The 24148-nt window shown below is 61.4% G+C and carries 23 protein-coding genes; 13 read left to right on the forward strand and 10 right to left on the reverse strand.

The features are described 5' to 3' along the window. Positions 1 to 97: 97 nt before the first annotated feature. The 3 genes from rdgC to sugE all read left to right on the forward strand — a co-directional run bounded on the left by rdgC (position 98) and on the right by sugE (position 2542). Complete coding sequence (gene rdgC, locus BMX59_RS15330) at positions 98 to 1018, forward strand: recombination-associated protein RdgC (RefSeq protein ID WP_065901389.1); 921 nt, start codon at positions 98 to 100, stop codon at positions 1016 to 1018. A 137-nt stretch (positions 1019 to 1155) separates the two neighbouring features. Next, entirely contained in the window at positions 1156 to 2121 is a 966-nt protein-coding gene (locus tag BMX59_RS15335; RefSeq protein WP_093123040.1) for a bile acid:sodium symporter family protein, read from the forward strand. 106 nt (positions 2122 to 2227) lie between these two features. Next, a complete protein-coding gene (gene sugE, locus BMX59_RS15340; RefSeq protein WP_003237114.1) occupies positions 2228 to 2542 on the forward strand; it encodes a quaternary ammonium compound efflux SMR transporter SugE in 315 nt (104 codons plus the stop codon). A 109-nt stretch (positions 2543 to 2651) separates the two neighbouring features. Here sugE and BMX59_RS15345 read toward each other — a convergent pair whose 3' ends face one another. From BMX59_RS15345 to BMX59_RS15355, 3 genes are all read right to left on the reverse strand, one after another. Then, positions 2652 to 4520, reverse strand: a complete 1869-nt coding sequence (locus BMX59_RS15345; protein WP_071492249.1) for an MFS transporter — start codon at positions 4518 to 4520, stop codon at positions 2652 to 2654. A gap of 57 nt (positions 4521 to 4577) precedes the next feature. Further along, a complete protein-coding gene (locus tag BMX59_RS15350; protein WP_093123044.1) occupies positions 4578 to 5726 on the reverse strand; it encodes a TDT family transporter in 1149 nt (382 codons plus the stop codon). A 123-nt stretch (positions 5727 to 5849) separates the two neighbouring features. Further along, positions 5850 to 7043, reverse strand: a complete 1194-nt coding sequence (locus BMX59_RS15355; RefSeq protein ID WP_093123046.1) for an MFS transporter — start codon at positions 7041 to 7043, stop codon at positions 5850 to 5852. A 91-nt stretch (positions 7044 to 7134) separates the two neighbouring features. On the opposite strand from BMX59_RS15355, the gene BMX59_RS15360 reads away from it, so the two are divergent. Next, the gene (locus tag BMX59_RS15360; protein WP_092247969.1) at positions 7135 to 7674 is read left to right on the forward strand and encodes a TetR/AcrR family transcriptional regulator; all 540 of its coding nucleotides are present in this window, start codon (positions 7135 to 7137) and stop codon (positions 7672 to 7674) included. A gap of 58 nt (positions 7675 to 7732) precedes the next feature. Here BMX59_RS15360 and BMX59_RS15365 read toward each other — a convergent pair whose 3' ends face one another. From BMX59_RS15365 to BMX59_RS15380, 4 genes are all read right to left on the reverse strand, one after another. Further along, positions 7733 to 8512 (reverse strand): ABC transporter permease, encoded by a 780-nt coding sequence (locus BMX59_RS15365; protein ID WP_025858807.1) that lies wholly within the window; start codon positions 8510 to 8512, stop codon positions 7733 to 7735. After that, positions 8509 to 9441 carry an ABC transporter ATP-binding protein gene (locus tag BMX59_RS15370; RefSeq protein ID WP_058427204.1) on the reverse strand — a complete coding sequence of 311 codons (933 nt, stop codon included), beginning with the start codon at positions 9439 to 9441 and terminating at the stop codon, positions 8509 to 8511. Before BMX59_RS15370 ends, BMX59_RS15365 begins: the two co-directional genes overlap by 4 nt. Before the next feature lie 134 nt (positions 9442 to 9575). Next, positions 9576 to 10193: a glutathione S-transferase family protein gene (locus BMX59_RS15375; protein WP_058427209.1), complete on the reverse strand. Its 618-nt coding sequence runs from the start codon at positions 10191 to 10193 to the stop codon at positions 9576 to 9578. A 57-nt stretch (positions 10194 to 10250) separates the two neighbouring features. Continuing rightward, positions 10251 to 10910 carry a transglutaminase-like domain-containing protein gene (locus BMX59_RS15380; protein WP_093123051.1) on the reverse strand — a complete coding sequence of 220 codons (660 nt, stop codon included), beginning with the start codon at positions 10908 to 10910 and terminating at the stop codon, positions 10251 to 10253. A gap of 158 nt (positions 10911 to 11068) precedes the next feature. Here BMX59_RS15380 and BMX59_RS15385 point away from each other — a divergent pair, with 158 nt between their 5' ends. Together BMX59_RS15385 and BMX59_RS15390 are read left to right on the forward strand one after the other, a co-directional pair. After that, positions 11069 to 13516 (forward strand): acyl-CoA dehydrogenase, encoded by a 2448-nt coding sequence (locus tag BMX59_RS15385; protein WP_071492244.1) that lies wholly within the window; start codon positions 11069 to 11071, stop codon positions 13514 to 13516. Positions 13517 to 13591: 75 nt separating this feature from the next. Further along, on the forward strand, positions 13592 to 13999 hold the full coding sequence (locus tag BMX59_RS15390; RefSeq protein WP_010211653.1) for a PA2817 family protein: 408 nt from the start codon (positions 13592 to 13594) through the stop codon (positions 13997 to 13999). On the opposite strand, the gene BMX59_RS15395 is transcribed toward BMX59_RS15390, so the two are convergent. Then, the gene (locus BMX59_RS15395; RefSeq protein WP_093123055.1) at positions 14000 to 14944 is read right to left on the reverse strand and encodes a LysR family transcriptional regulator; all 945 of its coding nucleotides are present in this window, start codon (positions 14942 to 14944) and stop codon (positions 14000 to 14002) included. It abuts the gene before it with no gap. 89 nt (positions 14945 to 15033) lie between these two features. Here BMX59_RS15395 and BMX59_RS15400 point away from each other — a divergent pair, with 89 nt between their 5' ends. Then, positions 15034 to 15660 carry an alanyl-tRNA editing protein gene (locus BMX59_RS15400; protein ID WP_093123064.1) on the forward strand — a complete coding sequence of 209 codons (627 nt, stop codon included), beginning with the start codon at positions 15034 to 15036 and terminating at the stop codon, positions 15658 to 15660. An 86-nt stretch (positions 15661 to 15746) separates the two neighbouring features. On the opposite strand, the gene BMX59_RS15405 is transcribed toward BMX59_RS15400, so the two are convergent. Further along, the gene (locus BMX59_RS15405) at positions 15747 to 17267 is read right to left on the reverse strand and encodes an alkaline phosphatase D family protein (RefSeq protein ID WP_256572967.1); all 1521 of its coding nucleotides are present in this window, start codon (positions 17265 to 17267) and stop codon (positions 15747 to 15749) included. Beyond that, positions 17264 to 17818: a GNAT family N-acetyltransferase gene (locus tag BMX59_RS15410; protein ID WP_093123071.1), complete on the reverse strand. Its 555-nt coding sequence runs from the start codon at positions 17816 to 17818 to the stop codon at positions 17264 to 17266. The genes BMX59_RS15405 and BMX59_RS15410 overlap by 4 nt, the downstream gene beginning before the upstream one ends. A gap of 190 nt (positions 17819 to 18008) precedes the next feature. Between BMX59_RS15410 and BMX59_RS15415 the strand changes: the two genes are divergently transcribed. From BMX59_RS15415 to BMX59_RS15440, 6 genes are all read left to right on the forward strand, one after another. Next, the gene (locus BMX59_RS15415; RefSeq protein WP_071492239.1) at positions 18009 to 18416 is read left to right on the forward strand and encodes an ExbD/TolR family protein; all 408 of its coding nucleotides are present in this window, start codon (positions 18009 to 18011) and stop codon (positions 18414 to 18416) included. 2 nt (positions 18417 to 18418) lie between these two features. Further along, a complete protein-coding gene (locus BMX59_RS15420; protein WP_093123074.1) occupies positions 18419 to 19147 on the forward strand; it encodes an energy transducer TonB family protein in 729 nt (242 codons plus the stop codon). A 24-nt stretch (positions 19148 to 19171) separates the two neighbouring features. Beyond that, a complete protein-coding gene (locus tag BMX59_RS15425; protein WP_093123077.1) occupies positions 19172 to 21454 on the forward strand; it encodes a TonB-dependent receptor in 2283 nt (760 codons plus the stop codon). Between the two features lie 17 nt (positions 21455 to 21471). After that, positions 21472 to 22119 (forward strand): MotA/TolQ/ExbB proton channel family protein, encoded by a 648-nt coding sequence (locus tag BMX59_RS15430; protein ID WP_092247942.1) that lies wholly within the window; start codon positions 21472 to 21474, stop codon positions 22117 to 22119. 154 nt (positions 22120 to 22273) lie between these two features. After that, positions 22274 to 23491, forward strand: coding sequence for a phospholipase D-like domain-containing protein (locus BMX59_RS15435; protein ID WP_093123081.1), 1218 nt, complete (start codon positions 22274 to 22276; stop codon positions 23489 to 23491). 114 nt (positions 23492 to 23605) lie between these two features. Next, positions 23606 to 24073, forward strand: coding sequence for an allene oxide cyclase barrel-like domain-containing protein (locus BMX59_RS15440; protein WP_092247936.1), 468 nt, complete (start codon positions 23606 to 23608; stop codon positions 24071 to 24073). The last annotated feature ends 75 nt before the right edge of the window (positions 24074 to 24148 follow it).

Below are 24148 nucleotides of genomic sequence, written 5' to 3' on the forward strand. Positions count from 1 at the left end.
TCTTTTTTTTGATAGCTTCCAATGGCTTAGGCAGGGTTGGCCTGGGACGTTATCAAGAGAATAATGCCACCCTTTGTATAAAGGAGAGACTCACCCCATGTGGTTCAAGAACCTGCTTATCTATCGCCTGACCCAAGATCTGCCTGTTGATGCCGAGGCGTTGGAAGCGGCCATGGCCACCAAGCTGGCGCGCCCTTGTGCCAGCCAGGAGTTGACCACTTACGGTTTCGTCGCGCCGTTTGGTAAAGGTGAAGACGCTCCCCTGGTTCACGTCAGCGGCGACTTCCTGCTGATCGCCGCGCGCAAGGAAGAACGTATCCTGCCGGGCAGCGTGGTGCGTGACGCACTTAAAGAGAAAGTCGAAGAGATCGAGGCCGAGCAAATGCGCAAGGTCTACAAGAAGGAACGCGACCAGATCAAGGATGAAATCATCCAGGCCTTCCTGCCCCGCGCCTTCATCCGTCGTTCGTCGACCTTCGCCGCCATCGCGCCAAAGCAGGGCCTGATCCTGGTCAACTCCGCCAGCCCGAAACGCGCCGAAGACCTGCTGTCGACCCTGCGTGAAGTGATCGGCACCCTGCCGGTTCGCCCGTTGACCGTGAAAACGGCACCGACTGCGATCATGACCGACTGGGTCACCACTCAGAAGCCGGCCGATGACTTCTTCGTCCTCGACGAGTGCGAACTGCGCGACACCCACGAAGACGGCGGCATCGTGCGCTGCAAGCGCCAGGACCTGACCGGCGAAGAGATCCAGCTGCACCTGACCACCGGCAAAGTCGTGACCCAACTGTCCCTGGCCTGGCAGGACAAGCTGTCCTTCATGCTCGACGACAAGATGACTGTCAAGCGCCTGAAGTTCGAAGACCTGCTGCAAGACCAGGCGGAACAGGACGGCGGTGAAGAAGCACTGGGCCAGCTGGACGCAAGCTTTACCCTGATGATGCTGACGTTCGGCGACTTCCTGCCGGCGCTGGTTGAAGCACTGGGTGGTGAAGAGACCCCGCAGGGTATCTAAACCGTGTGAAATTCAAAATGTGGGAGGGGGCTTGCCCCCGATAGCATTCTGTCAGTTAAAACACCTATGACTGACAGACTGCAATCGGGGCAAGCCCCCTCCCACATTTGATCGAATCCAACAAAAAAGGACATCCCATGCGCGCTCTCGCCGCCTTGAGCCGCTTCGTCGGCAATACCTTCGCCTATTGGGTGTTGATTTTCGCCGTCGTCGCTTTCCTCGAACCTGGTTGGTTCATCGGCCTGAAAAGCGCCATCGTCCCTCTGCTGGGCCTGGTGATGTTCGGCATGGGGCTGACCCTCAAACTCGATGACTTCGCCGAGGTCGCCCGCCATCCCTGGCGCGTCGCCCTGGGCGTGGTCGCGCACTTTGTGATCATGCCGGGTGTGGCATGGCTGCTGTGCCGGGCCTTCCACCTGCCACCGGAAATTGCCGTCGGCGTAATCCTCGTCGGTTGCTGCCCAAGCGGCACATCGTCCAACGTAATGACCTGGCTGGCCCGTGGCGACCTGGCGTTGTCGGTGGCCATCGCCGCCGTCACCACCCTCCTCGCCCCACTGCTGACGCCAGCATTGATCTGGCTGCTGGCGTCGGCCTGGCTGCCGGTGTCGTTCATGGAGTTGTTCTGGTCGATCCTGCAAGTGGTGCTGCTGCCGATCGTGCTCGGCGTACTGGCGCAACGCGTGCTCGGTGAGAGGGTCCGCCATGCGGTCGACGTGCTGCCACTGGTGTCGGTGGTGAGCATCGTGATCATCGTCGCGGCGGTGGTTGCCGCCAGCCAGGCGAAGATCGCCGAGTCGGGCCTGCTGATCATGGCGGTGGTGATGCTGCACAACAGCTTCGGTTACCTGCTGGGTTACTTCACCGGCCGTGTGTTCAAGTTGCCGTTGGCGCAGCGCAAGTCGCTGGCGCTGGAAGTGGGCATGCAGAACTCCGGGCTGGGCGCCGCGCTGGCCAGTGCGCATTTTTCGCCGTTGGCGGCCGTGCCCAGTGCACTGTTCAGCGTCTGGCACAATATTTCCGGGGCGTTGCTGTCGACCTACTTCCGCCGCATGAGCGAAAAGGAAGACCGTCGCGTGCTGGAGAACACGCCGCAAACTTGATCAGCCGGGCACTTTTCGGCACTCTACCGAGCTTCGCGGGGACGACCCTGCGACGCTCCATAGCGCAGAATCCGGGGACGACCCCATCTATAGAAGGGGAATCACCATGTCCTGGATCATTCTGTTCTTTGCCGGGTTGTTCGAAGTCGGCTGGGCCGTCGGCCTGAAGTACACCGACGGTTTCAGCAAGCCGTTGCCCACCGCCCTGACGATTGCCGCCATGGCCATCAGCCTCGGTCTGCTGGGGCTGGCCATGAAGGAACTGCCGCTGGGCACCGCCTATGCGATCTGGACCGGTGTGGGTGCCGTGGGCACTGTGATTGCGGGGATTATCCTGTTTGGCGAGTCCATGGCGTTGTTCCGCTTGGCCAGTGTGGCGTTGATCATCTGCGGGCTGATTGGCCTCAAGATCAGCACCTGAGCCACTATCCTCATCGGGGGCAAGCCCCCTCCCACCTTTGATGTGTGAACACAGTCAACATGTGGGAGGGGGCTTGCCCCCGATAGGGCCGGTACAGCCAAAACCAAAACTACCTGACACTCCCCCGCAACCCGCCTACCACCTCCTGCAACCTCGCAGGTGTCGGCCCCTCCACCGGCTCCCCCGCCACCAACACCACCCGCGACCAGATCCGATGAAAGAAGCCCTTGTTCGGATCGCGGCTGAAAAAACTCCCCCACAACCCCTGCAACGCCATCGGAATCACCGGCACCGCCGTCTCTTCCAGGATGCGCGTCACACCACCGCGGAATTCGTTCATCTCGCCATCGGCGGTCAACTTGCCCTCCGGGAAGATGCACACCAATTCCCCTTCCTTCAGGTACTGCGCAATCCGCGTGAAGGCCTTTTCGTAGATCTGGATATCTTCGTGACGCCCCGCAATCGGAATCGCCCCGGCGGTACGAAAGATAAAGTTGAGCACCGGCAAGCGGTAGATCTTGTAGTACATGACAAAGCGAATCGGCCGACGCACCGCGCCGCCAATCAACAGCGCATCGACGAACGACACATGGTTGCACACCAGCAACGCCGCGCCTTCATCCGGAATCGCCTCCAGGTTGCGATGCTCCACACGGTACATGGAATGACTGAGCAGCCAGATCATGAAACGCATGGTGAACTCGGGGACGATCTTGAAGATGTAGGCGTTGACCGCGATGTTGAGCAACGATACCACCAGGAACAGCTCGGGAATCGACAGCTTGGCGACGCTGAGCAGCAGGATCGACACGATTGCCGAAACCACCATGAACAGCGCATTGAGAATGTTGTTGGCGGCGATGACACGCGCGCGTTCGTTCTCGGCGGTGCGCGACTGGATCAGCGCATACAGCGGCACGATATAGAAGCCGCCGAACACGCCCAAACCGAGGATATCGAACAACACCCACCAGGCCTGGCCGTAGCTGAGCACGGCGAGCCAGTCGTTGGCCTGCACGTTCTGCGGGAAGCCGCCGGAGTGCCACCACAGCAACAGGCCGAACACCGTCAGGCCGAATGAACCGAACGGCACCAGGCCGATTTCCACCTTGCGCCCGGAAAGCTTTTCGCAAAGCATCGAGCCCAGTGCGATGCCGACAGAGAACACCGTCAGGATCAGCGTCACCACGGTCTCGTCGCCGTACAACCATTCCTTGGCGTAGGCCGGGATCTGCGTCAGGTAGATCGCACCGACAAACCAGAACCACGAGTTGCCGACAATGGAACGCGAAACGGCCGGCGTCTGCCCCAGGCCCAGGCGCAGGGTGGCCCAGGATTCGCTGAAAATGTTCCAGTTCAGGCGCAACCCCGGGGTCGACGCCGCCGCCCGGGGAATACTGCGACTGGCCAGGTAACCCAACACCGCCACGCCGACAATCGCCGCTGCCACCACCGGCGCATAATGGGTGGACGACATCATGATCCCGGCGCCAATGGTGCCGGCCAGGATCGCCAGGAACGTGCCCATTTCCACCAGGCCGTTGCCGCCCACCAGCTCATCTTCATGCAGGGCCTGGGGCATGATCGAGTACTTCACCGGCCCGAACAGCGCCGAGTGGGTCCCCATGGCAAACAGTGCCAGCAGCATCAATTCCAGGTGATTGAACAGGAAACCGGTGGCGCCCACGGCCATGATCACGATCTCGCCGATCTTGATCGCGCGGATCAACGCGTCCTTGTTGAATTTCTCGCCAAACTGCCCGGCCAGCGCCGAGAACAGGAAGAACGGCAGGATAAACAGCAAGGCGCAGAGGTTGACCCAGATGGAACGGTCGCCGTCGATGGTGAGCTTGTAGAGAATGGCGAGGATCAGCGATTGCTTGAAGATGTTGTCGTTGAACGCGCCTAGCAACTGGGTGATGAAAAACGGCAGGAAACGCCGTGTGCGCAGCAAGGTGAATTGCGAGGGGTGGCTCATCGTCCGTGTTCCTGCGTGGCCTAATAGTTATCAGGCCACGACTTTACCTAACTCCGCTTACTTATTCCCTAGTCCCGCAATGCACGGCGAAACAAAAAGCTCACCTTTATAGGCACCCTGCACCGTGCGCTTGGCGACGATCAGCCACATCAGCGCCAGCGCCATCACCAGCACACTGCCGAAGACGCTGAAGAAACCCAGGTGCAACAGGCTCGCCAACTTCAACGTGGCCAGCGCGTACACCCCCAACGGAAAGGTGAAGCCCCACCAGCCCAGGTTGAACGGGATGCCTGCGCGCAGATAACGCAGGGTGATCAACACTGCGATCAGCATCCACCACAGGCCGAAGCCCCACAGGGTAATACCGGCCACCAGCCCCAGGCCGTTGGCCATTTCACCCACGCCCGGCAAACCGTTGGCCGCGAAGATCGCCGGCGCATCGCCCCCCAGCAGCAGCATGCCCAGCGCACCGGTGCCGATGGGCCCCAGGGCCAGCCAGCTCGACGCGGCCATATTGGCGTGGGGCAGTTTATGCAAGGCCATGCGCAGCATCAGGATGGTCAGGATGCTGAACGCCACCGGCAGCGAAAACGCCCACAGCACGTAGCTGGTCACCAGCATCACCAGTTGCGAATGCGCATCTGCCAAGTGCGGCGCCAGCAGGCCACCGCTGGCGGCGGCGACTTCGGCGGCAACCACGGGCAGCAGCCACACGGCGGTCATCTGGTCGATGCTGTGTTCCTGGCGGGTGAACATCATGAACGGGATGAGTACGCCACAGGCCATGGCCATGGCCACGTCCAGCCACCACAAGGCTTCGGCCAGCGGTATCACGTCGCAGCCCCAACGCGGCAAGCCGAACAGCAGCAAACCATTGAGAATCGTCGCAAGGCCCATGGGAATCGTGCCGAAGAACATCGACACCGTGGAGTGCCCGAAAATCCGCCGCGCCTCGTGGAAGAACATTACCCAACGGGCCGCATACAGCACGCTGAACAACACGAACAGGCCGATGGTGAACAACCACAGCGCTTCGGCGATGGCGTGCAAACCTGGCAGGTTGACCGGCAGTTGCGCCAGGGCCAGCGCCAGTACGCCGGTGCCCATGGTCGCGGCGAACCAGTTGGGGGTGAACTGGCGAATCACTTCCCGTGGACGGGCCAGGTGACTGAAGGGTTTGTAGCTGAGGGTATTCGTGCAGGGCATGATGGCGTGCCTCTTTCTCGTATGAGGTTGAGGCCATCATAGAACCTGATCGAATATCTATATAACGGGTAATATCTCTAACTGTTATCTGTTTTACCAATATATGCGCAGTAACCATTACCGTCAGCTGTCCGTGGTCACCCGCACCCGCGCTGAATCCTGCCACAACAATGCGACGAGTGCGCCGAGCGCCAGCAGGATGAGGACCGCGCCGTAGCCGTCGGTGGTGGCGATCAGGCCAAAGCTGCGAATCAGGTTGCCTGCCAGCAATGAAGGCAAACAGAACGCCAGGTAGCTGAGCACATAAAACGCCGACATCAGCCCCGCACGTTCATGGGGCAAGGCCAGTGGCACCACACTGCGCAAGGCGCCGAGAAAACCCGCACCAAAGCCGCTGCCGGCGATCAGGGTAGCGATGAAGAACAGTGCCAGGCTGGCGCTGTGCACGGCGGTGAGGATCAGCGTCACGCCGATGGCGAGCAAGCCGGCGCCCAGACGCAGCACCTTGTCGGCCGCACGATTGCGCAGGGTAAAGATCATCAGTGCGCCGCTCAGGGTCAGCACGGCCACCAGGCCGCCACCGATCAGGTTTGAAGTGGAGCCGGTGGCCGCACGCACCAGCGATGGCGCAAGGGACAGGTAGAACCCGCCCATTGCCCAGACGGCGATATCCACCGGCAACGACAGCCACAATGCCCGGCGCGCCTGGGGCGGTACGTGCAACGTCGGGCGCAGCGACGCCAGTGCGCCGGGGATACGGCTCACGGTCTCCGGCAAACGCCATACGTAGAGGGCCTGCAACAGCATCAAGGCCAGCAGCGCCCAGTAGATCAACTGGGTCGGCAACGGCGCGTACTCCACCAGCAGACTGCTACCCATCGCCCCGCAGGCCATGCCCAGAAGCGGCGCCACGCTGTTGACCAGCGGGCCCTGCTGGCGGTCGGTGTCGAGCAATGCCGCGCCCAGCACGGCGGTGGCCATGCCGGTGGCAAACCCTTGCAGGGTACGGGCGGCAATCAACCAGGCCACGCTGCCTTCATTGATAAACAGCAACATCGCCAACATATTCAGAAGCAGCGCAGCAAAAATCACCGGCTTGCGCCCCAGGTGGTCCGACAATGAGCCAACGGTCAGCAGTGCCGCCAACAGGCTCAGGGCGTAGACCCCGAAGATCAGCGTGAGCATGCCTGCCGAAAAATGCAGGCCCTCCTGATACAGGTGGTACAACGGCGTCGGCGCACTCGAAGCGGCCAGGAAGGTCAGCAAGGTGATCGCGAGGAACACCAGGCTGGAACGATGGGAAACAGGACTGGACATACGCACGCTCCGCTAAAGCTAATATTTTGCTTTTGCAGAGTGTGCTACCGGCCAGCGCTTAAAGCAAATTCTTTGTGTTAAGGTCACCAGCATGGCGATTAAAGAAGGCCTTCGCCCGGGGGGCCGCAGTGCCCGGGTCCAAGAATCAGTGCACAACGCGGTGCGCGAACTGCTGGAAACCCATGAGCGCTCCAGCGTCACCGTGCCGATGATTGCGGCGCGCGCGGGGGTTACGCCCTCCACCATCTACCGACGCTGGGGCGATCTGTCCGTGCTGTTGGCGGACGTGGCACTGGCACGCATGCGCCCCGACAGCGAGCCGGCCAACACCGGCAGCCTGCGCGGCGACCTGCAGGCCTGGGCCGAGCAGTACCTGGATGAAATGAGTTCGGAACCGGGTCGCAACATGATGCGCGACTTGCAGTGCTTGATCACGCCGGGGTACTGCGTGAGCATTCTGAGCGGGCAGTTTCAGGCGATTATCGAGCGCTATCCGGACGAGATGCCACCGAACGTGGACCATCTGATCAACCTGATCGCAGCGCCGACGGTGTTTCGCATTCTGTTCTCAAACGCGCCGCTGACGGTTGAAGAGCTGCACGGGCTGATCGAACTGGCACTGAAAGCCTGACATTACTCAAATACAAATGTGGGAGGGGGCAAACCCCCTCCCACATTTTTGACCGCGTTTACGTACGCATCCCGCGCCCACTCACCAGCAACCGTGCACAACCGATATACAGCACCACGGTGGCAATCAACATGAACGTGATCGCCACGCTGATCTTGATATCCGACACACCCAAAATGCCGTAGCGGAAGGCGTTGACCATGTGCAGCACCGGGTTGGCCAGCGACACGGTCTGCCAGAACGGCGGCAGCAAGGTGATGGAGTAGAACACCCCGCCCAGGTAGGTCAGCGGCGTGAGCACGAAGGTCGGGATGATCGAGATATCATCGAAGTTGCGCGCAAACACCGCGTTGATGAAGCCCAGCAGCGAGAAGATCGTCGCCGTCAGTACCACCACCAGGATGGTGACCCCAAGGTGATGCACCTGCAGGTGGGTGAAGAACAGCGACAGCAAAGTCACGATCACGCCGACCATCAGGCCCCGCAGCACGCCGCCCAGGGTGTAGCCGATCAGGATGGTATGGGGCGACACCGGCGACACCATCAGTTCCTCGATGGAACGCTGGAACTTGCTGCCGAAAAAACTCGAGACCACGTTGCCGTAGGAGTTGGTGATCACCGACATCATGATCAGGCCCGGCACGATGTACTCCATGTAGGTGAAGCCACCCATGTCGCCGATCTGCCGGCCGATCAGGTTCCCGAAGATCACGAAGTAAAGGACCATAGTGATCGCCGGCGGCAGCAGGGTCTGCGGCCAGATCCGGGTAAAGCGCTTCACTTCGCGGTAGACGATGGTTTGCAGTGCGACAAGGTTGGGTTGCAGTTCGGAACTCATACCGCCACCTTCGTCAGATTTTTCTCCACCAGGGACACGAACAGCTCCTCAAGGCGATTGGTTTTATTACGCAGGCTCAGTACTTCGATGTTCTGGGTCGCCAACTGCGTGAACAACGCGGTGATGCCCACGGCCTTGTCCACCTGCACTTCCAGGGTGTGGCTGTCCACCAGGCGGCTCGGGTAGCCGAGCAACTGTGGCGCTACCGACAGGTTGTTCTTCAGGTCGAGCAAGAAGGTCTCCACATGCAGCTGGCCCAGCAGGTTGCGCATGCTGGTGTTCTCGACGATGGTGCCGTGGTCGATGATGCCAATGTTGCGGCACAGTTGCTCAGCCTCTTCCAGGTAATGGGTGGTGAGGATGATGGTGATGCCCTTCTCGTTCAGCTCGGTGAGGAAGGTCCACATCGAGCGGCGCAGCTCGATGTCCACGCCCGCGGTGGGCTCATCGAGGATCAGCAGGCGCGGTTCATGCACCAGTGCGCGGGCGATCATCAGGCGACGCTTCATGCCACCGGAGAGTGAACGCGAAGGCACATCGCGCTTGTCCCACAGGCCCAGTTGGGTCAGGTACTGCTCGGCGCGTTCCTTGGCGATTTTCGCCGGGATGCCGTAGTAGCCCGCCTGGGTCACCACGATATCGAAGGTCTTTTCGAACTGGTTGAAGTTGAATTCCTGGGGCACCACGCCGATGGAGCGCTTGAGCGCCGCCGGGGATTTGTCCAGGTCGTGGCCGAAGATATTCACCGTGCCGCTGGTCTTGTTGACCAGGGTGGAGAGGATACCGATGGTGGTGGATTTGCCGGCACCGTTGGGGCCGAGCAAGGCGAAGAAGTCACCTTCGGCAACGTCCAGATCGATACCACTCAGGGCCTGGAAACCGTTGCCGTAGGTTTTGGTTAGCTGCCGGATGGACAGAGCGGAACTCATATCGGAATACGCACCAAAGAAGGGAATAGAAAGAGTAGATGGGGGCGCAGCCCAGGTAGTTCAACGGCGGCGCATGACGAGCATGGTGCTTGCCCGCGCCGCACAAGTACAGTCACCCGTATTAATAGTGGGTATTAAGTCAACGCGGTCATGACCGCTTTGCGGTAGGCCGGGCGTTGCTGCAGGCGCTGGTACCATGCCTCGAGATGGGGCATCGCAGGCCGTTCGATAGGCATTTCAAACCAGGCGTAAATAAAGCTGCCCAACGGAATATCGCCCATGCCGATCTCGTTGCCCGACAGATACGGCTGTGTGGCCAGGGCTTGATCAACGGTTTGGAGTACATCGATGCAGGCCTGGCGACCGGCGTGGATGTTGTCCCAGTTCTGTTTTTCCGCCGGGGTGCGCAACACGCCCCAGAACACGATCTTGAACGGTTCGGCGAAGGTGGAGGTGGTCCAGTCCATCCACTTTTCCGCATTGGCGCGAGCCTTCAGGTCGCTCGGGTACCAGCTGGAGGCCTGCCTGGCGCAGAGATAGCGCACGATGGTGTTGGACTCCCACAGCACAAAGTCGCCGTCCTCGATCATCGGCACCCGACCGTTGGGGTTCAGCGCGCGGTACTGCGGCGTGTCGACCACGCCAAAAGCCCCGCCCGCATCAATTGCTTCATAGTCCAGGCCGAGTTCCTCGGCGCACCACAGTGCCTTCCTGACGTTTGATGAATTTTTACGACCCCAGATCTTCAGCATGACCGCGCCTTTATTGTTGATGAACATGGCTTGATGAAGGCAGCAGCATACGCCGGTTCACGCGCGGCTCAAATCGCTCTGCATATCACCCAGCAGGGGCGGCATTTCCTCGGCAAACAGGTGGGGGTAACACTGCTGGATATGCGCGAAGAAAAACGCCTCGGGCACGTCGGGAAATTGCCCATGGTCGACCACATACTCCATCGAGCGCAGGCCCTGGCGGTTGAACGCATGGAAGACGCTGTCGTGAATGCCATCGAAGTCCAGCGGCGGCACATCGAAGAGATCGCATAGCTGCTGGTTGAATGCGGGCGTGGCCTTGACCCAGCGATGGTTCAGGTAAAGCTCGGTGTAACCGTGCATGGCGAACACATCACTCTTGAGCAAGGCGATCAGGCGCTGTGTCGACAGGTGATTGCGTACATCCGCCAGGCCGATGCGCGCCGGGATGCCGCAGTGTCGGGCGCAAGCTGCGAGCAAGGTGGCCTTGGGCACGCAATAGCTTTCGCCGGTGCTCAACGCGAAGCTGGCACTCAAGGTGTCTGGATCACGGCTGAAGGTGTAGGGGTTGTAGCGAATCGCCTCACGCACGGCGTAGTAAAGGCTGACTGCCTGGTCACTTGGAGCCGCGTGGGTTCCGCGATGTTTTTCGGCGAACTCCACCACCGCAGGGTGGTCACTATCGATGAAGCGGCTGGGACTCAGGTACGTATCCATGAGCTTTATCTCCGAAGGAAGCCTGGAGTCTAACCACAGGTCTGCCGGGGAGATAACGACGAATCGGCCAAATCTCGTTACACCCTGATCACCCCGCTTGTTCGGATGCCGACTAAGCTCCCTGGTGGTTTCGCCCCTGGTTTCACGGAGGATTGAATATGCTGTTGTTGTGGATACTGGTGCTGGTGGTCGGCATTGCCTACCTCGCACACCGCCGCGTCGCCCCCCTGCCCGCCCTGGGCGTGGTCGCCGTCTACCTGCTGGCGATGGGCGCCTGGGGCCACGCACCGGGTTGGCTGCTGCTGATCTTCTGGGTGTTGATCGCCGTGGTGGCCGCGCCCCTGCTGTTGCCTGACCTGCGCCGCCAATACTTCACCAAGCCACTGTTCAATTGGTTCCAGAAAGTCCTGCCGCCGATGTCCGAGACCGAGCGCGACGCCATCGACGCCGGCACCGTGTGGTGGGACGGCGAGCTGTTCAGCGGTCGCCCCGACTGGGACAAGTTGCTGGCCTATCCCAAGGCCCGGCTGACCGAAGAAGAACAGGCCTTCATCGACGGCCCCACCGAAGAACTGTGCGCCATGGTCAGCGACTGGGAAATCGGCCAGGCCATGGACCTGCCGCCCGCCGCCTGGGAACACATCAAGACCCACGGTTTCTTCGCCTTGATCATTCCCAAGGAATACGGTGGCAAGGGATTCTCCGCCTATGCCCACTCCCAGGTCGCAATGAAGCTCGCCACCCGCAGCGGCGACCTGGCCTCCACCGTGATGGTGCCCAACTCCCTCGGCCCGGCCGAGCTGCTGTTGCACTATGGCACCGAAGAACAACGCAACTACTACCTGCCGCGCCTGGCGCGTGGCGATGATATCCCGTGCTTCGCGTTGACTGGCCCGCTGGCCGGCTCCGATGCTGGCGCGATGCCCGACACCGGCGTGATCTGCAAAGGTGAATGGGAAGGCAAGGAAACCCTCGGCCTGCGCCTGAACTGGGAAAAACGCTACATCACCCTTGGCCCGGTCGCGACCTTGCTCGGGCTGGCCTTCAAGGCCCATGACCCGGATCACCTGCTGGGTGACGAGGAAGACCTGGGCATCAGCCTGGCGTTGATCCCCACTGACACCCCCGGCGTGGAAATCGGCCGGCGCCACCTGCCCCTGGGCGCCGCGTTCATGAACGGTCCCAACTCCGGCAAGGACGTGTTCATACCCCTGGAGTTCCTGATCGGCGGCCAGGAAATGCTCGGCAAGGGCTGGATGATGTTGATGAACTGCCTCTCCGTGGGTCGTTCGATTTCCCTGCCGGCGGTCGGCACCGGCGCGGCCAAGTTCACCAGCCTGGTGACCGGCCAGTACGCCCAGGTGCGCGAACAATTCAACGTGCCACTGTCGGCCTTCGAAGGTATCCAGGAAGCCCTCGCCCGCATCGGCGGCAACGCCTGGCTGATGGACAGCGCGCGCATGCTGACCGCCAATGCGGTGGACCTGGGGGAAAAACCGTCGGTACTGTCGGCGATCCTCAAGTACCACCTCACCGAGCGCGGCCGCGAGTGCATCAGCCACGCCATGGACGTGCACGGCGGCAAGGGCATCATCATGGGCCCGAACAACTACCTGGGCCGCAACTGGCAAGGCGCGCCGATCTTCATCACCGTGGAAGGCGCGAATATCCTGTCGCGCAACCTGATGATCTTCGGCCAGGGCGCGATCCGCTGCCACCCGTTCGTGCTCAAGGAAATGGCCCTGGCCGGTCGCGAAGACCATGACCAGGCGCTGAAGGAATTCGACAGCCTGCTGATGCAACACATCGGTTTTGCCGTGAGCAACGCCGCCAGCACCCTGGTGCTCAACCTCGGCGTCGGCCATTTCGAAAAAGCGCCAGGCAACCGTTTGAGCCAGGGTTATTTCCGCGCACTCAACCGCCAGGCCGCCGCGTTCGCACTGCTGGCCGACCTGAGCATGATGCTGCTGGGTGGCGAGTTGAAGCGTCGTGAACGCCTGTCGGCGCGCCTCGGTGATGTGTTGAGTCATATGTACCTGGCGTCGGCCGCACTGAAGCGTTACCACGACCTGGATTCGCCGGATCACCTGGAACCGCTGTTCGCTTGGGCCATGGAAGAAAGCCTGGGCGAATCGGAGCGCGCACTGGATGAGCTGCTGAGCAACTTCCCGAACAAGGTGCTGGGCTGCCTGCTGCGGGTGATCGTGTTCCCGTTCGGGCGTCGCCATACCGGCCCGTCCGATGCGCTGGACGCCGAAGTCGCCGCCGTGATCGGCCGCGCCAAAGGCGACCCGACCCTGGAAGAGTTGCTGGCCGGCTGCTACCGCCCGCAATCGGCGGAAGACCCGGTGGGTGCCCTGCAACATGCCTACGACCTGCTGGGCGCCAGCCATCCGCTGCAAAAGAAACTGCACACCGCGCTCAAGAGCGGCCAGGTCAAACCTGCTGCCGGCGAGCATGCCATTGATGCGGCATTGCACGCCGGCGTGCTGCAACCCGCCGAAGCGCAGACCCTGCGTGACGCTGAAGCAGCGCGGCGCAAGGTGATCGACGTGGATGACTTCAGCAAGGAAGAGTTGACCCAGGCTGAGGGTAAAGTCCGCTGAGTCGAGTGGTCATATAAAAACGGGCGCGAGGGGCATATACTCTCGCGCCCGTTTTTGCTTTAGAGGACTTATCTCGTGTCCAACGTCGTTGCCGATCATCTCGTCTTGCTCGACCACTTGCGCAGCATCCTGGTTGCCGTCGGCGAAGCCGAACAGGTGCCCGAGGAAAGCCATTCCCTGTTCCTGGAGCGCTTCGACGAACTGCGCGCCCTGCTGCCAATCGACCCGATCGAAAGCCAGTACCTGGGCCAGGACCTGATGAGCCAGGTCATCCTGCGCTACCCACAGATCGCCCACCTGGTGCCACGCGACCTGCTGTGGTTCTTTGGCGGTGACTGCCTGCACTTCATGCCCGATGAAGAACTGGACCTGTACCAGGCCCTGGAAGAGCGCCGCTTCGAAGCCGAACAGAACGACGAACCGTTCGACTGGAACCAGGAAAAACAGCTGCTGGCCATGCCCGACGACCAAAGCAAGCACTGATCAGCGATCCGGAATGGGCCGTCGCAATGTCGGCTCCTTCGCCATGCACGCCACTAGATAATCAATAAACACCCGCAACTTCGGCGGAAGATAGCGCGTGGGCGAATGCAGCAACCACGCCTCGCCATGATAGGACGCGATAAAGTCCCACGCCGGCAACACCTGCACCAAACGCCCCTCCTCCAGCGCATGGCGCGCCGTAAAGTACGGCAGGCTGCCAATCCCCACATGCTGCAACACCGCATCCAACCGCACCCCGGTGTGGTTCGCCGCATACCGCCCGCGCACCACCACCGTCACCGCCTTGCCCGCCTGGCGGAATTTCCAGCGCGAGTCCCCTGGCGTTTCCCCCAGGTAGATACAGCTGTGTTCCAACAGATCATGGGGATGGCCCGGCACTCCATGCTCGGCCAGGTACTGCGGCGTCGCGCACAACAAATGCTCGATGGGCAGTAACTGCCGGCCAACCAACCCCGGCGGCGGGCTGTCGGTGATGCGGATGCTAAGGTCGACATTGTCATCAATCATGTCCACCTGCCGATCCTCCAGGAGCAACTGCACGTCGACCTTGGGATAGCGCCGCAGGAACTCCGGCATATGCGGGTGCACCACAAACCGCCCCACCGCCTTGGGCACGCTGACCCGCACCAGCCCTTCAGCTTCGTGGGTGAACTGGCCGCTGATCTCCATCACCGAACGCGCCGCGTTGACCATCTCCTGGCAACGCTTGAACACCTCTTCCCCGCCCTCGCTCAGGCGCAATTTGCGCGTGGTGCGTTGCAACAAACGCGTGGCCAGGGCCTTTTCCAGGCGCGAGATGCTGCGGCTCACCGAGGACGGCGAAGCGCCCAGTTGCCGGGCGGCTTCGGAGAAGCTGCCGGTTTCCACCACTTTGACGAAGATCGCCATCTCGCCCAGCAGTGGCAACGGTAGATTGATGCTCATGGTGCACAGGTCCATTGATAATTGAGCGGATTATCACCCATCTGCGCACTATTTATACTGCCCGCAGAACCCTGATGCGGATGTAGATCATGACCGAACGCCTGTTTTTCACCCACGACCACCTGACTGCCGAACTGGAGGTGCTGAGTTGCACGCCCCACGAAGACCAGTTCGCGGTGATCCTGCAGTCGACGATTTTTCATCCACAGGGCGGCGGGCAACCTTTCGATACCGGTTGGCTCGGTGAAAGCAGCGTGCTGCGCGTGACCCAGGAAGCCGATCATGTGGTGCATTACGTCGACCGCCCGCTGGCGCCGGGCCCCGCCACCGCACGGGTCGATGAACAGCGCCGGGCGTTGCACACCCGTCTGCATTCCGCCGGGCACTTGATCGGCAACGTGGGCGAGACCCTGGGCTGGATGCCCATCAAGGCTCATCACTGGCCAGGCGAAGGCAAGATCACCTTTATCCGTGGTGAAGCCGCGCAGAGCATGGACGCCGAGACGATCCAGCAACAGGTCAACCAATGGATCGCCGCGGACTACCCGCGCCATATGAACCTGGAAGACGGTACCCGCCAGGTCGGCTTTGGCCAGTTGCCTGCGTATGCCTGTGGGGGTACTCATGTGCAGACCTTGGGTGAACTGGGTCGGGTCACCATCCTGGCGTTATCGGAGAAAAAGGGCGCGTTGTCGGTACGCTACGAAATCACCTGAACCAGCCGCATTCACCCTTGTGGCGAGCGGGCCTGTTGTGGCAAGCCCGCTCACCACAGAAAATCGGCTTGTCAGAACAAACTTCCCTACACCTCAACCGCCCCCGCCCGCCCCGACTCCACCACAAACGACTTCAGCGTCGACACCCTGGCCGCCGGATCACGCGGGTCGGTAATCACGCGCAAGTGCGTGAGCATCCTGCCCGCCTCCACCTCCACCGACACATACCCCCGCTGGCGACTGTCAAAGAATTTCACATGGGGGTTAAGCGGCAGGATCTTGCTGAACGCCTCAAACGGCGGCCCGTCGGACGTCACCGACGTACCGACGAACTCCGTGGCGACCACCGGCGAATCCGGGTTGTTGCCATCGGCATGCAAGTCCGTCACCCAGAACGAATGGATATCGCCGCCCCAGAACACCGGATTGTTGACCCGGTTGCGCTCGAGGGAAGCCAGCATCCGCGAACGATTGGCCATGTAGCCATCCCAGCCATCGGTCCAGCGCCCCGGCTTGTGGTTGGTCAGGTCGCGCTGGGTCAACGGCGCCACCAGCAAGTCCTGGGCGATGATGTTCCACTGTGCCTTCGATTGGGCAAAGCCCTGGTCCAGCCAGGCTTCTTGCTGCCAGCCGAGCAGGGTGCGGGCAGGGTCGCGCAAGTCGTGGCAGAGGTTATCGGCGATATGCCCCTGGTGGCTGCCATTGGCCAGGACGCACGGTTGTTCGGAGCGGTACTGTCGACCGTCCAGCACGTGGAAACGGGCCAACCGGCCGTAATCCATACGCCGATAAATGCGCATGTCCGGCCCTTTCGGCAAGCTACTGGCACGCAGCGGCATGTGCTCATAAAAGGCCTGGTACGCCGCCGCCCGTTGCTGCAGAAACTGCCCCACCGGGATCTTCGGGTCCTGGGACCAGCGATTGGCGTAATCATTCTGCACTTCGTGATCGTCCCAGGTCGCCACGCTCGGTGCAGCAGCGTGCAGGGCCTGTAGATCCGGATCGGTTTTGTACAAGGCATAGCGGTTGCGGTAGTCGCTGAGGCTCACCGCGTTGCCGCTGCCATGGGGACGAATGATCTTGCCCGAGTCCGCTGCGTAGGAACTGTCGTAGATGTAGTCCCCGAGAAAAAACACCAGGTCGGGTTGCTCCTGCGCCAAGTGGCGATACGCACTGAAATAGCCACGCTCCCAATGGGAGCACGAGACAAACCCCAAGCGTGCCGACACCATGGCATGCACCGCCGGTGCCGTGCGCGACTGCCCCACCGGACTTTGCGCGCCGAGCCCTTCGAACTGGTACCAGTACGACCTGCCCGGCTCCAGGCCCGCCACCTCCACATGCACCGAATGCCCCCAGCGCTCGCTGGCCATGACCTCGCCCTGGCGCACCACGCGGGTCATCGCCGCATCGTGGGCAACCCGCCAACGCACCGGCACCGGGCGGCTCAAGCCACCCCGGCCATCGCCAGCATTGAACAGCGGCGCCAGGCGCGTCCAGATCACAAACCCGTCAGGCAATGGATCGCCGGAGGCCACGCCCAAAGTGAACGGGTAGTCCACCCCGGCGAGGACCCGCCGCCGGCCGTGATCGACGTCACCCCTCACAGCCGAAACTCCCAATCCTCACGCAGGGTGGCGAACACCAGCATGTCTTCATGCACCCCATTCTTGAGGAACGCCCCGCGCAGGCAGCCTTCGTACTGCAGACCGATTTTCTCCATGACCCGCGCCGATTCCTTGTTGCGACTGAAACATTGGCTGCCCACACGGTGTAGGCCCAGTTCGCCAAAGCCGTAGTCCATCAGCGCGGTCGCCGCCTCGGTCGCATACCCCAGGTTACGTGCATCCGCCGCCGTCCAGCCGCCAAGGTGCCCATAGTGATGAGCCGCATTGATGCGCAGGCTGGCGATGCCGATCAGTTCGCCGCTGTCGCGCACATGCACGCCCAGGCTCAACAACCCCACCGAGCGAAATTTCTCCTGCATGCCGTCGATAAAACCCTGCGCCGTTTGCAGGGTATAGGGCGACGGAATGCTCGCCGTGTTATCGGCGATCTTCGGCCCGTTGGCGAGGGTGCACAACGTCTCGGCCTGGTGCTTTTCCAGTGCTTTCAATAGAAGTCGCGGAGTGGAAAGACATGGCAATTCGCTACTCATCTTCGGGGGCCCTCGATGTAAAGTTTTTGAGAATGCCCCTGTCGGGTTTCAATTCTGTTACGTCACGAAAATGACTCAAGAGTCGCCTGTAATACCCGTCCTAGAGCCCTCAAAACGTCAATTAAAGTTAACCAATCGGTCATTTTTGGTTGTTAGCGTGTCGCCCCTAATTCAATAACGGGGTAGCGGAATGAGAACCTGGGACGAACCGAAAAAACGCAAGGCGCACATCGAACTGATCCCGATGATCGACGTGATGATGTTCCTCCTGGTGTTTTTCGTACTCGTGAGCCTGAACGTGATTCCGGCCCTCGGCATGAAGACCCAACTGCCGAGCGCCAGCAGTTCGCAGCAGCTCAAGCCGCAGAACAAATTCATCCTGACCCTGGGCCTGGAAGGCCAGTTGCAACTGGACGGCAAGGACCTCACGGTCGATGGGCTGGTGCCGGCGTTGAAAGCGGCCGAAAAGCCTGACACCAAGTCGACCATCATCGTGAACAGCGACAAAGGCGTCGAGGTTTCGCGCCTGGTGGAGGTGATGGACACCCTGCGTCTGGGTGGCTTTACCTCCGTGTCCATTGCCACGCGTAAGTCCTGATCATGTACGTATTGTTTCGTGCGCGTCAGCTGCTGGGCAGCGTCCCGGCCCTGATCGCCCTGGTGCTGATTGCACTGGGTATCCAGTCCCAGACCTTGAAGGTCGAACCGGTGTATGACGAGTCCGCCGTCGAGCTGGCGCTGGTCGAACCGGAGCCGGAGGTGATCCCGGAACCGGTGGTGGAACAAGAGCCGCCACTGCCGGTGATCGAGGATGAAGAGGCCGAGCCGGCCCCGCCGGCGCCACCACCCAAGCCGCTGCCAAAACCCAAGCCTGAGCCCAAACCCAAGCCCGTGCCCAAACCCGTGGTGGCCAAGCCAACGCCTGCGCCGACGCCGCCACCGGTCGCCGCCAAACCGACGCCTGCAGCCGTGGCCCAGGCCGCGCCGACACCCGCGCCGCCCGCCCCTCCCAAGGTCGACGGCCAAGCGCTGGAAGGCAGTTACCTCAAGGGGCTGCGCAACGAGTTGGACACCTACAAACAGTACCCCACCGGGCGCCAGGCCTCCCTCGAACGCCCGAGCGGCGAAGTGGTGGTGTGGTTGCTGGTCGACCGCCAGGGTCGGGTTCTCGACTCCGGCTTGCAAACCCAGGCCTCGAGCATGTTGCTCAACCGGGCCGCCACCAACAGCTTGCGTCGCATCAAGCAAGTCAAGCCGTTCCCCGAGCAAGCCTTCGGGGGCCGCAATGAGCAGCGCTTCACCGCCACCTTCAACTACAGCGTGCAATAAGCACCCGACACCAGGACGACAGAGATGAGGTTCACACGGATTCATCTGGCACTTGTTGCCGCAAGCATGGGCCATGGAATGGTCATGGCCGATACCAGTGACAGTGACGTCGGGACCATTGGGGTTCAGGGCAAGGCCACGGCAGGTGGCGGCTACATGGTGCAGGAAGAAAGCATCAAGGGCCGCTCCACCGTGACCAAGGAAGCGCTGGATAAACAGACCGCCACCGGCAACGCCGTGGACAAGCTCAAGTACACCCCGGGCTTGAACATTTCCAGCGAAGACAACACCGGTCTGTCAGGCTTTCGCTTTACCATGCGCGGCCTCAACTCCGACCAGGTGGGGATGTCGGTGGACGGCATGCCGATCAACGACTCCGGCAACTACGCGTTGTACTCCAACCTGCTGGGCGACCCGGAAAACATCGAGCAGATCTTCGTCACCCAGGGCTCTTCGGAAGCCGACGGCCCGCACATCGGCTCCAGCGGCGGCAACATCGGTATCGTGACCATTCGCCCGACCAAGGAAACCGGTGCGTTCGTCAAACAGATCATGGGCAGCAACGCCACCCGCAAGACCTTCGCCCGCCTCAACACCGGCGAGATCAACGGCCTGAGCAACTGGCTGTCGGCCTCCCATACCGAAGGCCAGATGTGGCGCGGTTCGGGTGCCGTGCGCGCGGACAAGGTCGAGTGGAACAGCTTCTTCGACGCCGGCGATGGCAACACCACCAACCTGATCCTCAAATACCACGAGCAGGACAACAACAGTTACAGCCAACTGACCAAGGCCCAGTTCCAGCAGAACGGCCGCAAATACGACCCTTACCCCGCTACCCCCACCGTGGGCAGCAACGGCAAGTACAACAGCTACTACGCCCTGGCGCAGAACCCGTTCCAGACGTTTACCGCGGTGCTCAACACCCAATTCAAACTGGCCGACAACCTCGCGCTGTCGGTGATCCCGTATTACTACTGGGGTAACGGCAGCGGCGTTGGCTCGTCCAGCTACGCCCTGAACCGCGGCTCGAACCAGGGCGGCGTGTTCGACCTGGGCAACCTGCCCACCGGCGCTCAATACAACGCCGACGGCACCCCGAACAGCGGCGTGTACTATCGCCCTTCACGCACCCAGACCTGGCGTCCGGGCATCACCACCAAGCTTAACTGGGACCTGGGCGATCACAGCCTGCAAGTGGGCTACTGGTACGAGCGCGCACGCCAGAGCCAGACCCAGCCGTTCATTCCGCTCAAGGCCAGTGGCAAGCCGGTCGACACCTGGCCGGATTCCAACGAGGCGGTGGTGGATGCCAATGGCAACACCATCCAGGGCCGCGACCGCTTCACCATCACCCCAGCGCAAAAGGTCTGGGCCCAGGACACTTGGTACATCAACTCGGACTGGACCCTGATCGGCGGCCTGGCCTATATGAACGTCAAGCGTGACGGCACCAACCATGGCAGCCTCACCGAGCAAGCAGAAAAACGTAACCAGACCTACAACAAACTGCTGCCCAACGCCGGCCTCAAATACCAGGTGGATGAACGCGACCAGGTGTTCTACAGCCTGTCGCGCAACATGCGCATCCCGCAGAACTACGTGCTGTACGACAAGGGCGCAGGCTCCATCGACGCCAAGCCGGAAACCAGCTGGAACCACGAACTGGGCTGGCGCTACACCGATGAAGACATGACCGTGGCCGCCACCTTGTTCTACATGCAGTTCAAGGATCGCCAGGTGTCGTCGCGCGATATCAACGGCGACTTCGCCGACATCAACGCCGGCTCCGTCAACAACAGCGGCCTGGAACTGGAGTGGAGCGGCCTGTTGCCCAATCACTTCAACTACTACACCTCCTACACCTACACCAAGGCCGAGCAGCAAGACGACTTGACCGTGTACAACGCTGGCAAAGCGATCGTACTGCCCACCAGCGGCAAGCAGTTCGCCAACGTGCCGAAAAACATGCTGGCCGCCAACATCGGCTACGACGACGGCCGCTTCTACGGCACCTTCGGCGGCAAGTACACCAGCAAGCTCTACGGCGATTTGACCAACGACGAAGCCATCTCCGGGCGCACCGTATTCAACGCCGGCGCCGGTATCTACCTGCCGGTGGACAAGAAAGTGGTCAAGGACGCGACCCTGCGCCTGAACGTCGACAACCTGTTCGACAAGAAGTACCTGGACGGCGTGTACACCACCAAGACCAACGCGGCCACCTACGGCGGTTTCCGTGACGGCGACCCGGCCTACATCGTGGGCCTGGAACGCACCGTGACGGTTTCCCTGGAAGCCAATTTCTAATTGCGAGGTAAGTGAACATGGACATGAACCTGCTCCACGACATCACCTTCTATGTGATGTATGCCGCGATGGCCATCGCGATCTTCATCACCATCGAGCGCGGGATTTACTTCGCGTATGTACGCCGCCAGGCCCATGCACTCACCGAAGTGCTCGGCGCCAACGTGCACAGCGAACGCGACCTGCCGGAGAGCCTGACCCGTCGCGACAGCCTGCCGTTGAGCATGGTGCTGCCGGTGCTGGCACAGAAGGCGTCGAACGGCTCGCGCAAGGACCTGGATGACGTCATCGAGACCCAGTACCTGACCACCCGCGCGCCGCTGGCCCGCAGCCTGTGGATCATCGAAACCATCACCACCGCCGCGCCGCTGTTGGGTTTGCTGGGTACCATCCTCGGCATCATCGACACCTTCAAGGCGTTGGCGACGGCAGGCGTGTCGGACCCGGGCCAGATCTCCGGTGGCATCGGTACGGCCCTGTTCGCCACCGGCCTGGGGATCGCCATCGCACTGTTTTGCGTGGTGTTCCACAACTTCTTCCAGGACCGCCTGGAGCGCATCAACGACCAGCTGAAAATCCTGCTGATCCGCGCCGCCACCGGTGCCCGCGTGCAGAGTGAAGTGCCGCATCGGGTACCGACGCCGTTGCATAGCCGCACCGCATAAACCTGTGGTGAGCGGGCTTGCCCCGCGTTGGGTGGCGCAGCCACCCCATATCCAGGCACCTCGGTCTTTCTGGGACAACGCGGTGGACTGTTTGGGGCGGCTGCGCCACCCAGCGCGGGGCAAGCCCGCTCACTACATCAGTGAAGAGAGTGTTATGTCCGTCTCCTTGAAATTGCGTATCGCCGGCCTTGCCGGCTTGCTCCTCAGTCCGCTGGCCCAGGCGGACTTTTCGATTCCGGGGTTTGAACTGGTACACACCGTACCGGTGGACACCGCCCTCGGCACCGACGACCTGCGCCAGCCCGGCCCGGTATGGAGTGAACTGTTCGACGGCGCCAAAAGCCGCATCGATATCGGCCAGTTCTACGCCGCCGATCACCCCGGCTCGGTGATGGACCGTGTGATCGAGCGCCTGGAAGCCGCCGGCAAACGCGGTGTGAAGATTCGCTTTTTGCTCGAAGAAAAAGGCATCAAGTTGTCGGAGGCCTCCACCCTGGAACGCCTGCGCGCGATCCCCAACCTGACCTTTCGCGTCTTGCCCTACGCCCGTGTAAGCGGCGGGATCATCCACGCCAAGTACCTGGTGGTGGATGGCAAGCAGGCGTTTGTCGGCAGCCAGAATTTCGATTGGCGCTCGCTGGAGCACATCCACGAAACCGGCCTGCGCATCACTGATCCGACGGTCGTGGGGCAGGTGCAGGCCATCTTCGAACAAGACTGGAAAGCCCAGCAGGCCTTGGCCGACAACCAGCCGGTGCCACTGCCCGTCGTGGGTAAAGAACCACCGCGCACCGGCAACTACCTGGTCGCCAGCCCGCAGCGCTACAACCCGCGCGGCGTGGGCGACTCGCAGCTGGAACTGCCGCGTTTGTTGAGTGAAGCCAAACAGGAAGTGCGCGTGCAACTGCTGGACTACGCACCGTTGTCCTACGGACCGGACAAGACCCGTCCGTACTACGCGGTGATCGACAACGCCGTGCGCGCGGCGGCGGCGCGTGGGGTGTCGATCAAGCTGATGGTGTCCAACTGGAACACCGACAAGCTGGAACTGCCCTACCTCAAGAGCCTGGCGGTGCTGCCCAACGTGCAGATCAAGATCGTCACCCTGCCCGAGGCCAGGCAGGGATTCATTCCTTACGCGCGGGTGATCCACAGCAAGACCATGGAGATCGACGGCCAGGTTGCGTGGGTCGGCACCAGCAATTGGCTGGGTGGCTACCTGGATAATTCGCGCAACCTGGAAGTGGTGATGCGCAACGAAGCGATGGCCAGGCGTGTCGGGGAGTTGCATGAGCAGCTGTGGGATGGGCCATATGCCAAGGCATTGGATGTGACAGCTGAATACGCGGCTGCGCACCCGGGTACTTTGTAATACACCATCAGTTGCGGACATTTGAATTCTTGAGATTGGCAGCTAGCCTTCTCAGGCTCCGGACGCAGCTTTAGCGGTGCTGCGGCTGGAGCCCACTGACATGAGAGCATTGCCATGAAAACCGCACCCTTTCGCACCTTGTGTACATTGCTTCTGCTTATTCCACTCAGCGCCTGCGTCAACAGCCCGCCAACACTCACTCTGGTGACCTTTGCCGACGGTACACGGGGCCTCAAGACGCCCGTGGATACTGGCGCACCGGGGCCTTCCCAAGGCGACCTGTTTGTCTTCGCTCAACCCCTGATGGATCAGGATCGCCAGGACATCGGACACAACAATGGCTATTGCGTCACCACGCAGCCTGGCGTTCACAGCCAATGCCAATGGACACTGATGTTCGTGGATACCGCCGGGCAGATCACGGGCACCCTTGTCGTCGGCGGACAGGAGTACGAAACCGGCTTATCCACCGTCGCACTCCTGGGCAGTACCGGCAAGTATGCCGGCTTCACTGGCCATATGACTTCCGAACCCATGCCCGACGGTACATTCAAGCAAACCTTGTATCTGACTCCTCGCTGAACCCGCAAAACGCCGCTCATCAACGCGCGGCGTTTTCTTATTGAAGTAGGACATTTCACTGATCCGCACCTCCCA

Origin of the sequence: Pseudomonas sp. NFR09, assembly GCF_900111535.1 — a bacterium.
Lineage (GTDB): Bacteria > Pseudomonadota > Gammaproteobacteria > Pseudomonadales > Pseudomonadaceae > Aquipseudomonas > Aquipseudomonas extremorientalis.

What these genes read in the sequence shown, in the direction of transcription:
- BMX59_RS15350 (WP_093123044.1), bottom strand. Translation starts at nt 5,726, where the DNA reads ATGCCCTGCACGAATACCCTCAGCTACAAACCCTTCAGTCACCTGGCC.
- BMX59_RS15400 (WP_093123064.1), top strand. Translation starts at nt 15,034, where the DNA reads ATGACCGAACGCCTGTTTTTCACCCACGACCACCTGACTGCCGAACTG.
- sugE (WP_003237114.1), top strand. Translation starts at nt 2,228, where the DNA reads ATGTCCTGGATCATTCTGTTCTTTGCCGGGTTGTTCGAAGTCGGCTGG.
- BMX59_RS15345 (WP_071492249.1), bottom strand. Translation starts at nt 4,520, where the DNA reads ATGAGCCACCCCTCGCAATTCACCTTGCTGCGCACACGGCGTTTCCTG.
- BMX59_RS15370 (WP_058427204.1), bottom strand. Translation starts at nt 9,441, where the DNA reads ATGAGTTCCGCTCTGTCCATCCGGCAGCTAACCAAAACCTACGGCAAC.
- BMX59_RS15420 (WP_093123074.1), top strand. Translation starts at nt 18,419, where the DNA reads ATGTACGTATTGTTTCGTGCGCGTCAGCTGCTGGGCAGCGTCCCGGCC.
- BMX59_RS15415 (WP_071492239.1), top strand. Translation starts at nt 18,009, where the DNA reads ATGAGAACCTGGGACGAACCGAAAAAACGCAAGGCGCACATCGAACTG.
- BMX59_RS15435 (WP_093123081.1), top strand. Translation starts at nt 22,274, where the DNA reads ATGTCCGTCTCCTTGAAATTGCGTATCGCCGGCCTTGCCGGCTTGCTC.
- BMX59_RS15385 (WP_071492244.1), top strand. Translation starts at nt 11,069, where the DNA reads ATGCTGTTGTTGTGGATACTGGTGCTGGTGGTCGGCATTGCCTACCTC.
- BMX59_RS15410 (WP_093123071.1), bottom strand. Translation starts at nt 17,818, where the DNA reads ATGAGTAGCGAATTGCCATGTCTTTCCACTCCGCGACTTCTATTGAAA.
- BMX59_RS15395 (WP_093123055.1), bottom strand. Translation starts at nt 14,944, where the DNA reads ATGAGCATCAATCTACCGTTGCCACTGCTGGGCGAGATGGCGATCTTC.
- rdgC (WP_065901389.1), top strand. Translation starts at nt 98, where the DNA reads ATGTGGTTCAAGAACCTGCTTATCTATCGCCTGACCCAAGATCTGCCT.
- BMX59_RS15360 (WP_092247969.1), top strand. Translation starts at nt 7,135, where the DNA reads ATGGCGATTAAAGAAGGCCTTCGCCCGGGGGGCCGCAGTGCCCGGGTC.
- BMX59_RS15355 (WP_093123046.1), bottom strand. Translation starts at nt 7,043, where the DNA reads ATGTCCAGTCCTGTTTCCCATCGTTCCAGCCTGGTGTTCCTCGCGATC.
- BMX59_RS15430 (WP_092247942.1), top strand. Translation starts at nt 21,472, where the DNA reads ATGGACATGAACCTGCTCCACGACATCACCTTCTATGTGATGTATGCC.
- BMX59_RS15380 (WP_093123051.1), bottom strand. Translation starts at nt 10,910, where the DNA reads ATGGATACGTACCTGAGTCCCAGCCGCTTCATCGATAGTGACCACCCT.
- BMX59_RS15335 (WP_093123040.1), top strand. Translation starts at nt 1,156, where the DNA reads ATGCGCGCTCTCGCCGCCTTGAGCCGCTTCGTCGGCAATACCTTCGCC.
- BMX59_RS15375 (WP_058427209.1), bottom strand. Translation starts at nt 10,193, where the DNA reads ATGCTGAAGATCTGGGGTCGTAAAAATTCATCAAACGTCAGGAAGGCA.
- BMX59_RS15365 (WP_025858807.1), bottom strand. Translation starts at nt 8,512, where the DNA reads ATGAGTTCCGAACTGCAACCCAACCTTGTCGCACTGCAAACCATCGTC.
- BMX59_RS15440 (WP_092247936.1), top strand. Translation starts at nt 23,606, where the DNA reads ATGAAAACCGCACCCTTTCGCACCTTGTGTACATTGCTTCTGCTTATT.
- BMX59_RS15425 (WP_093123077.1), top strand. Translation starts at nt 19,172, where the DNA reads ATGAGGTTCACACGGATTCATCTGGCACTTGTTGCCGCAAGCATGGGC.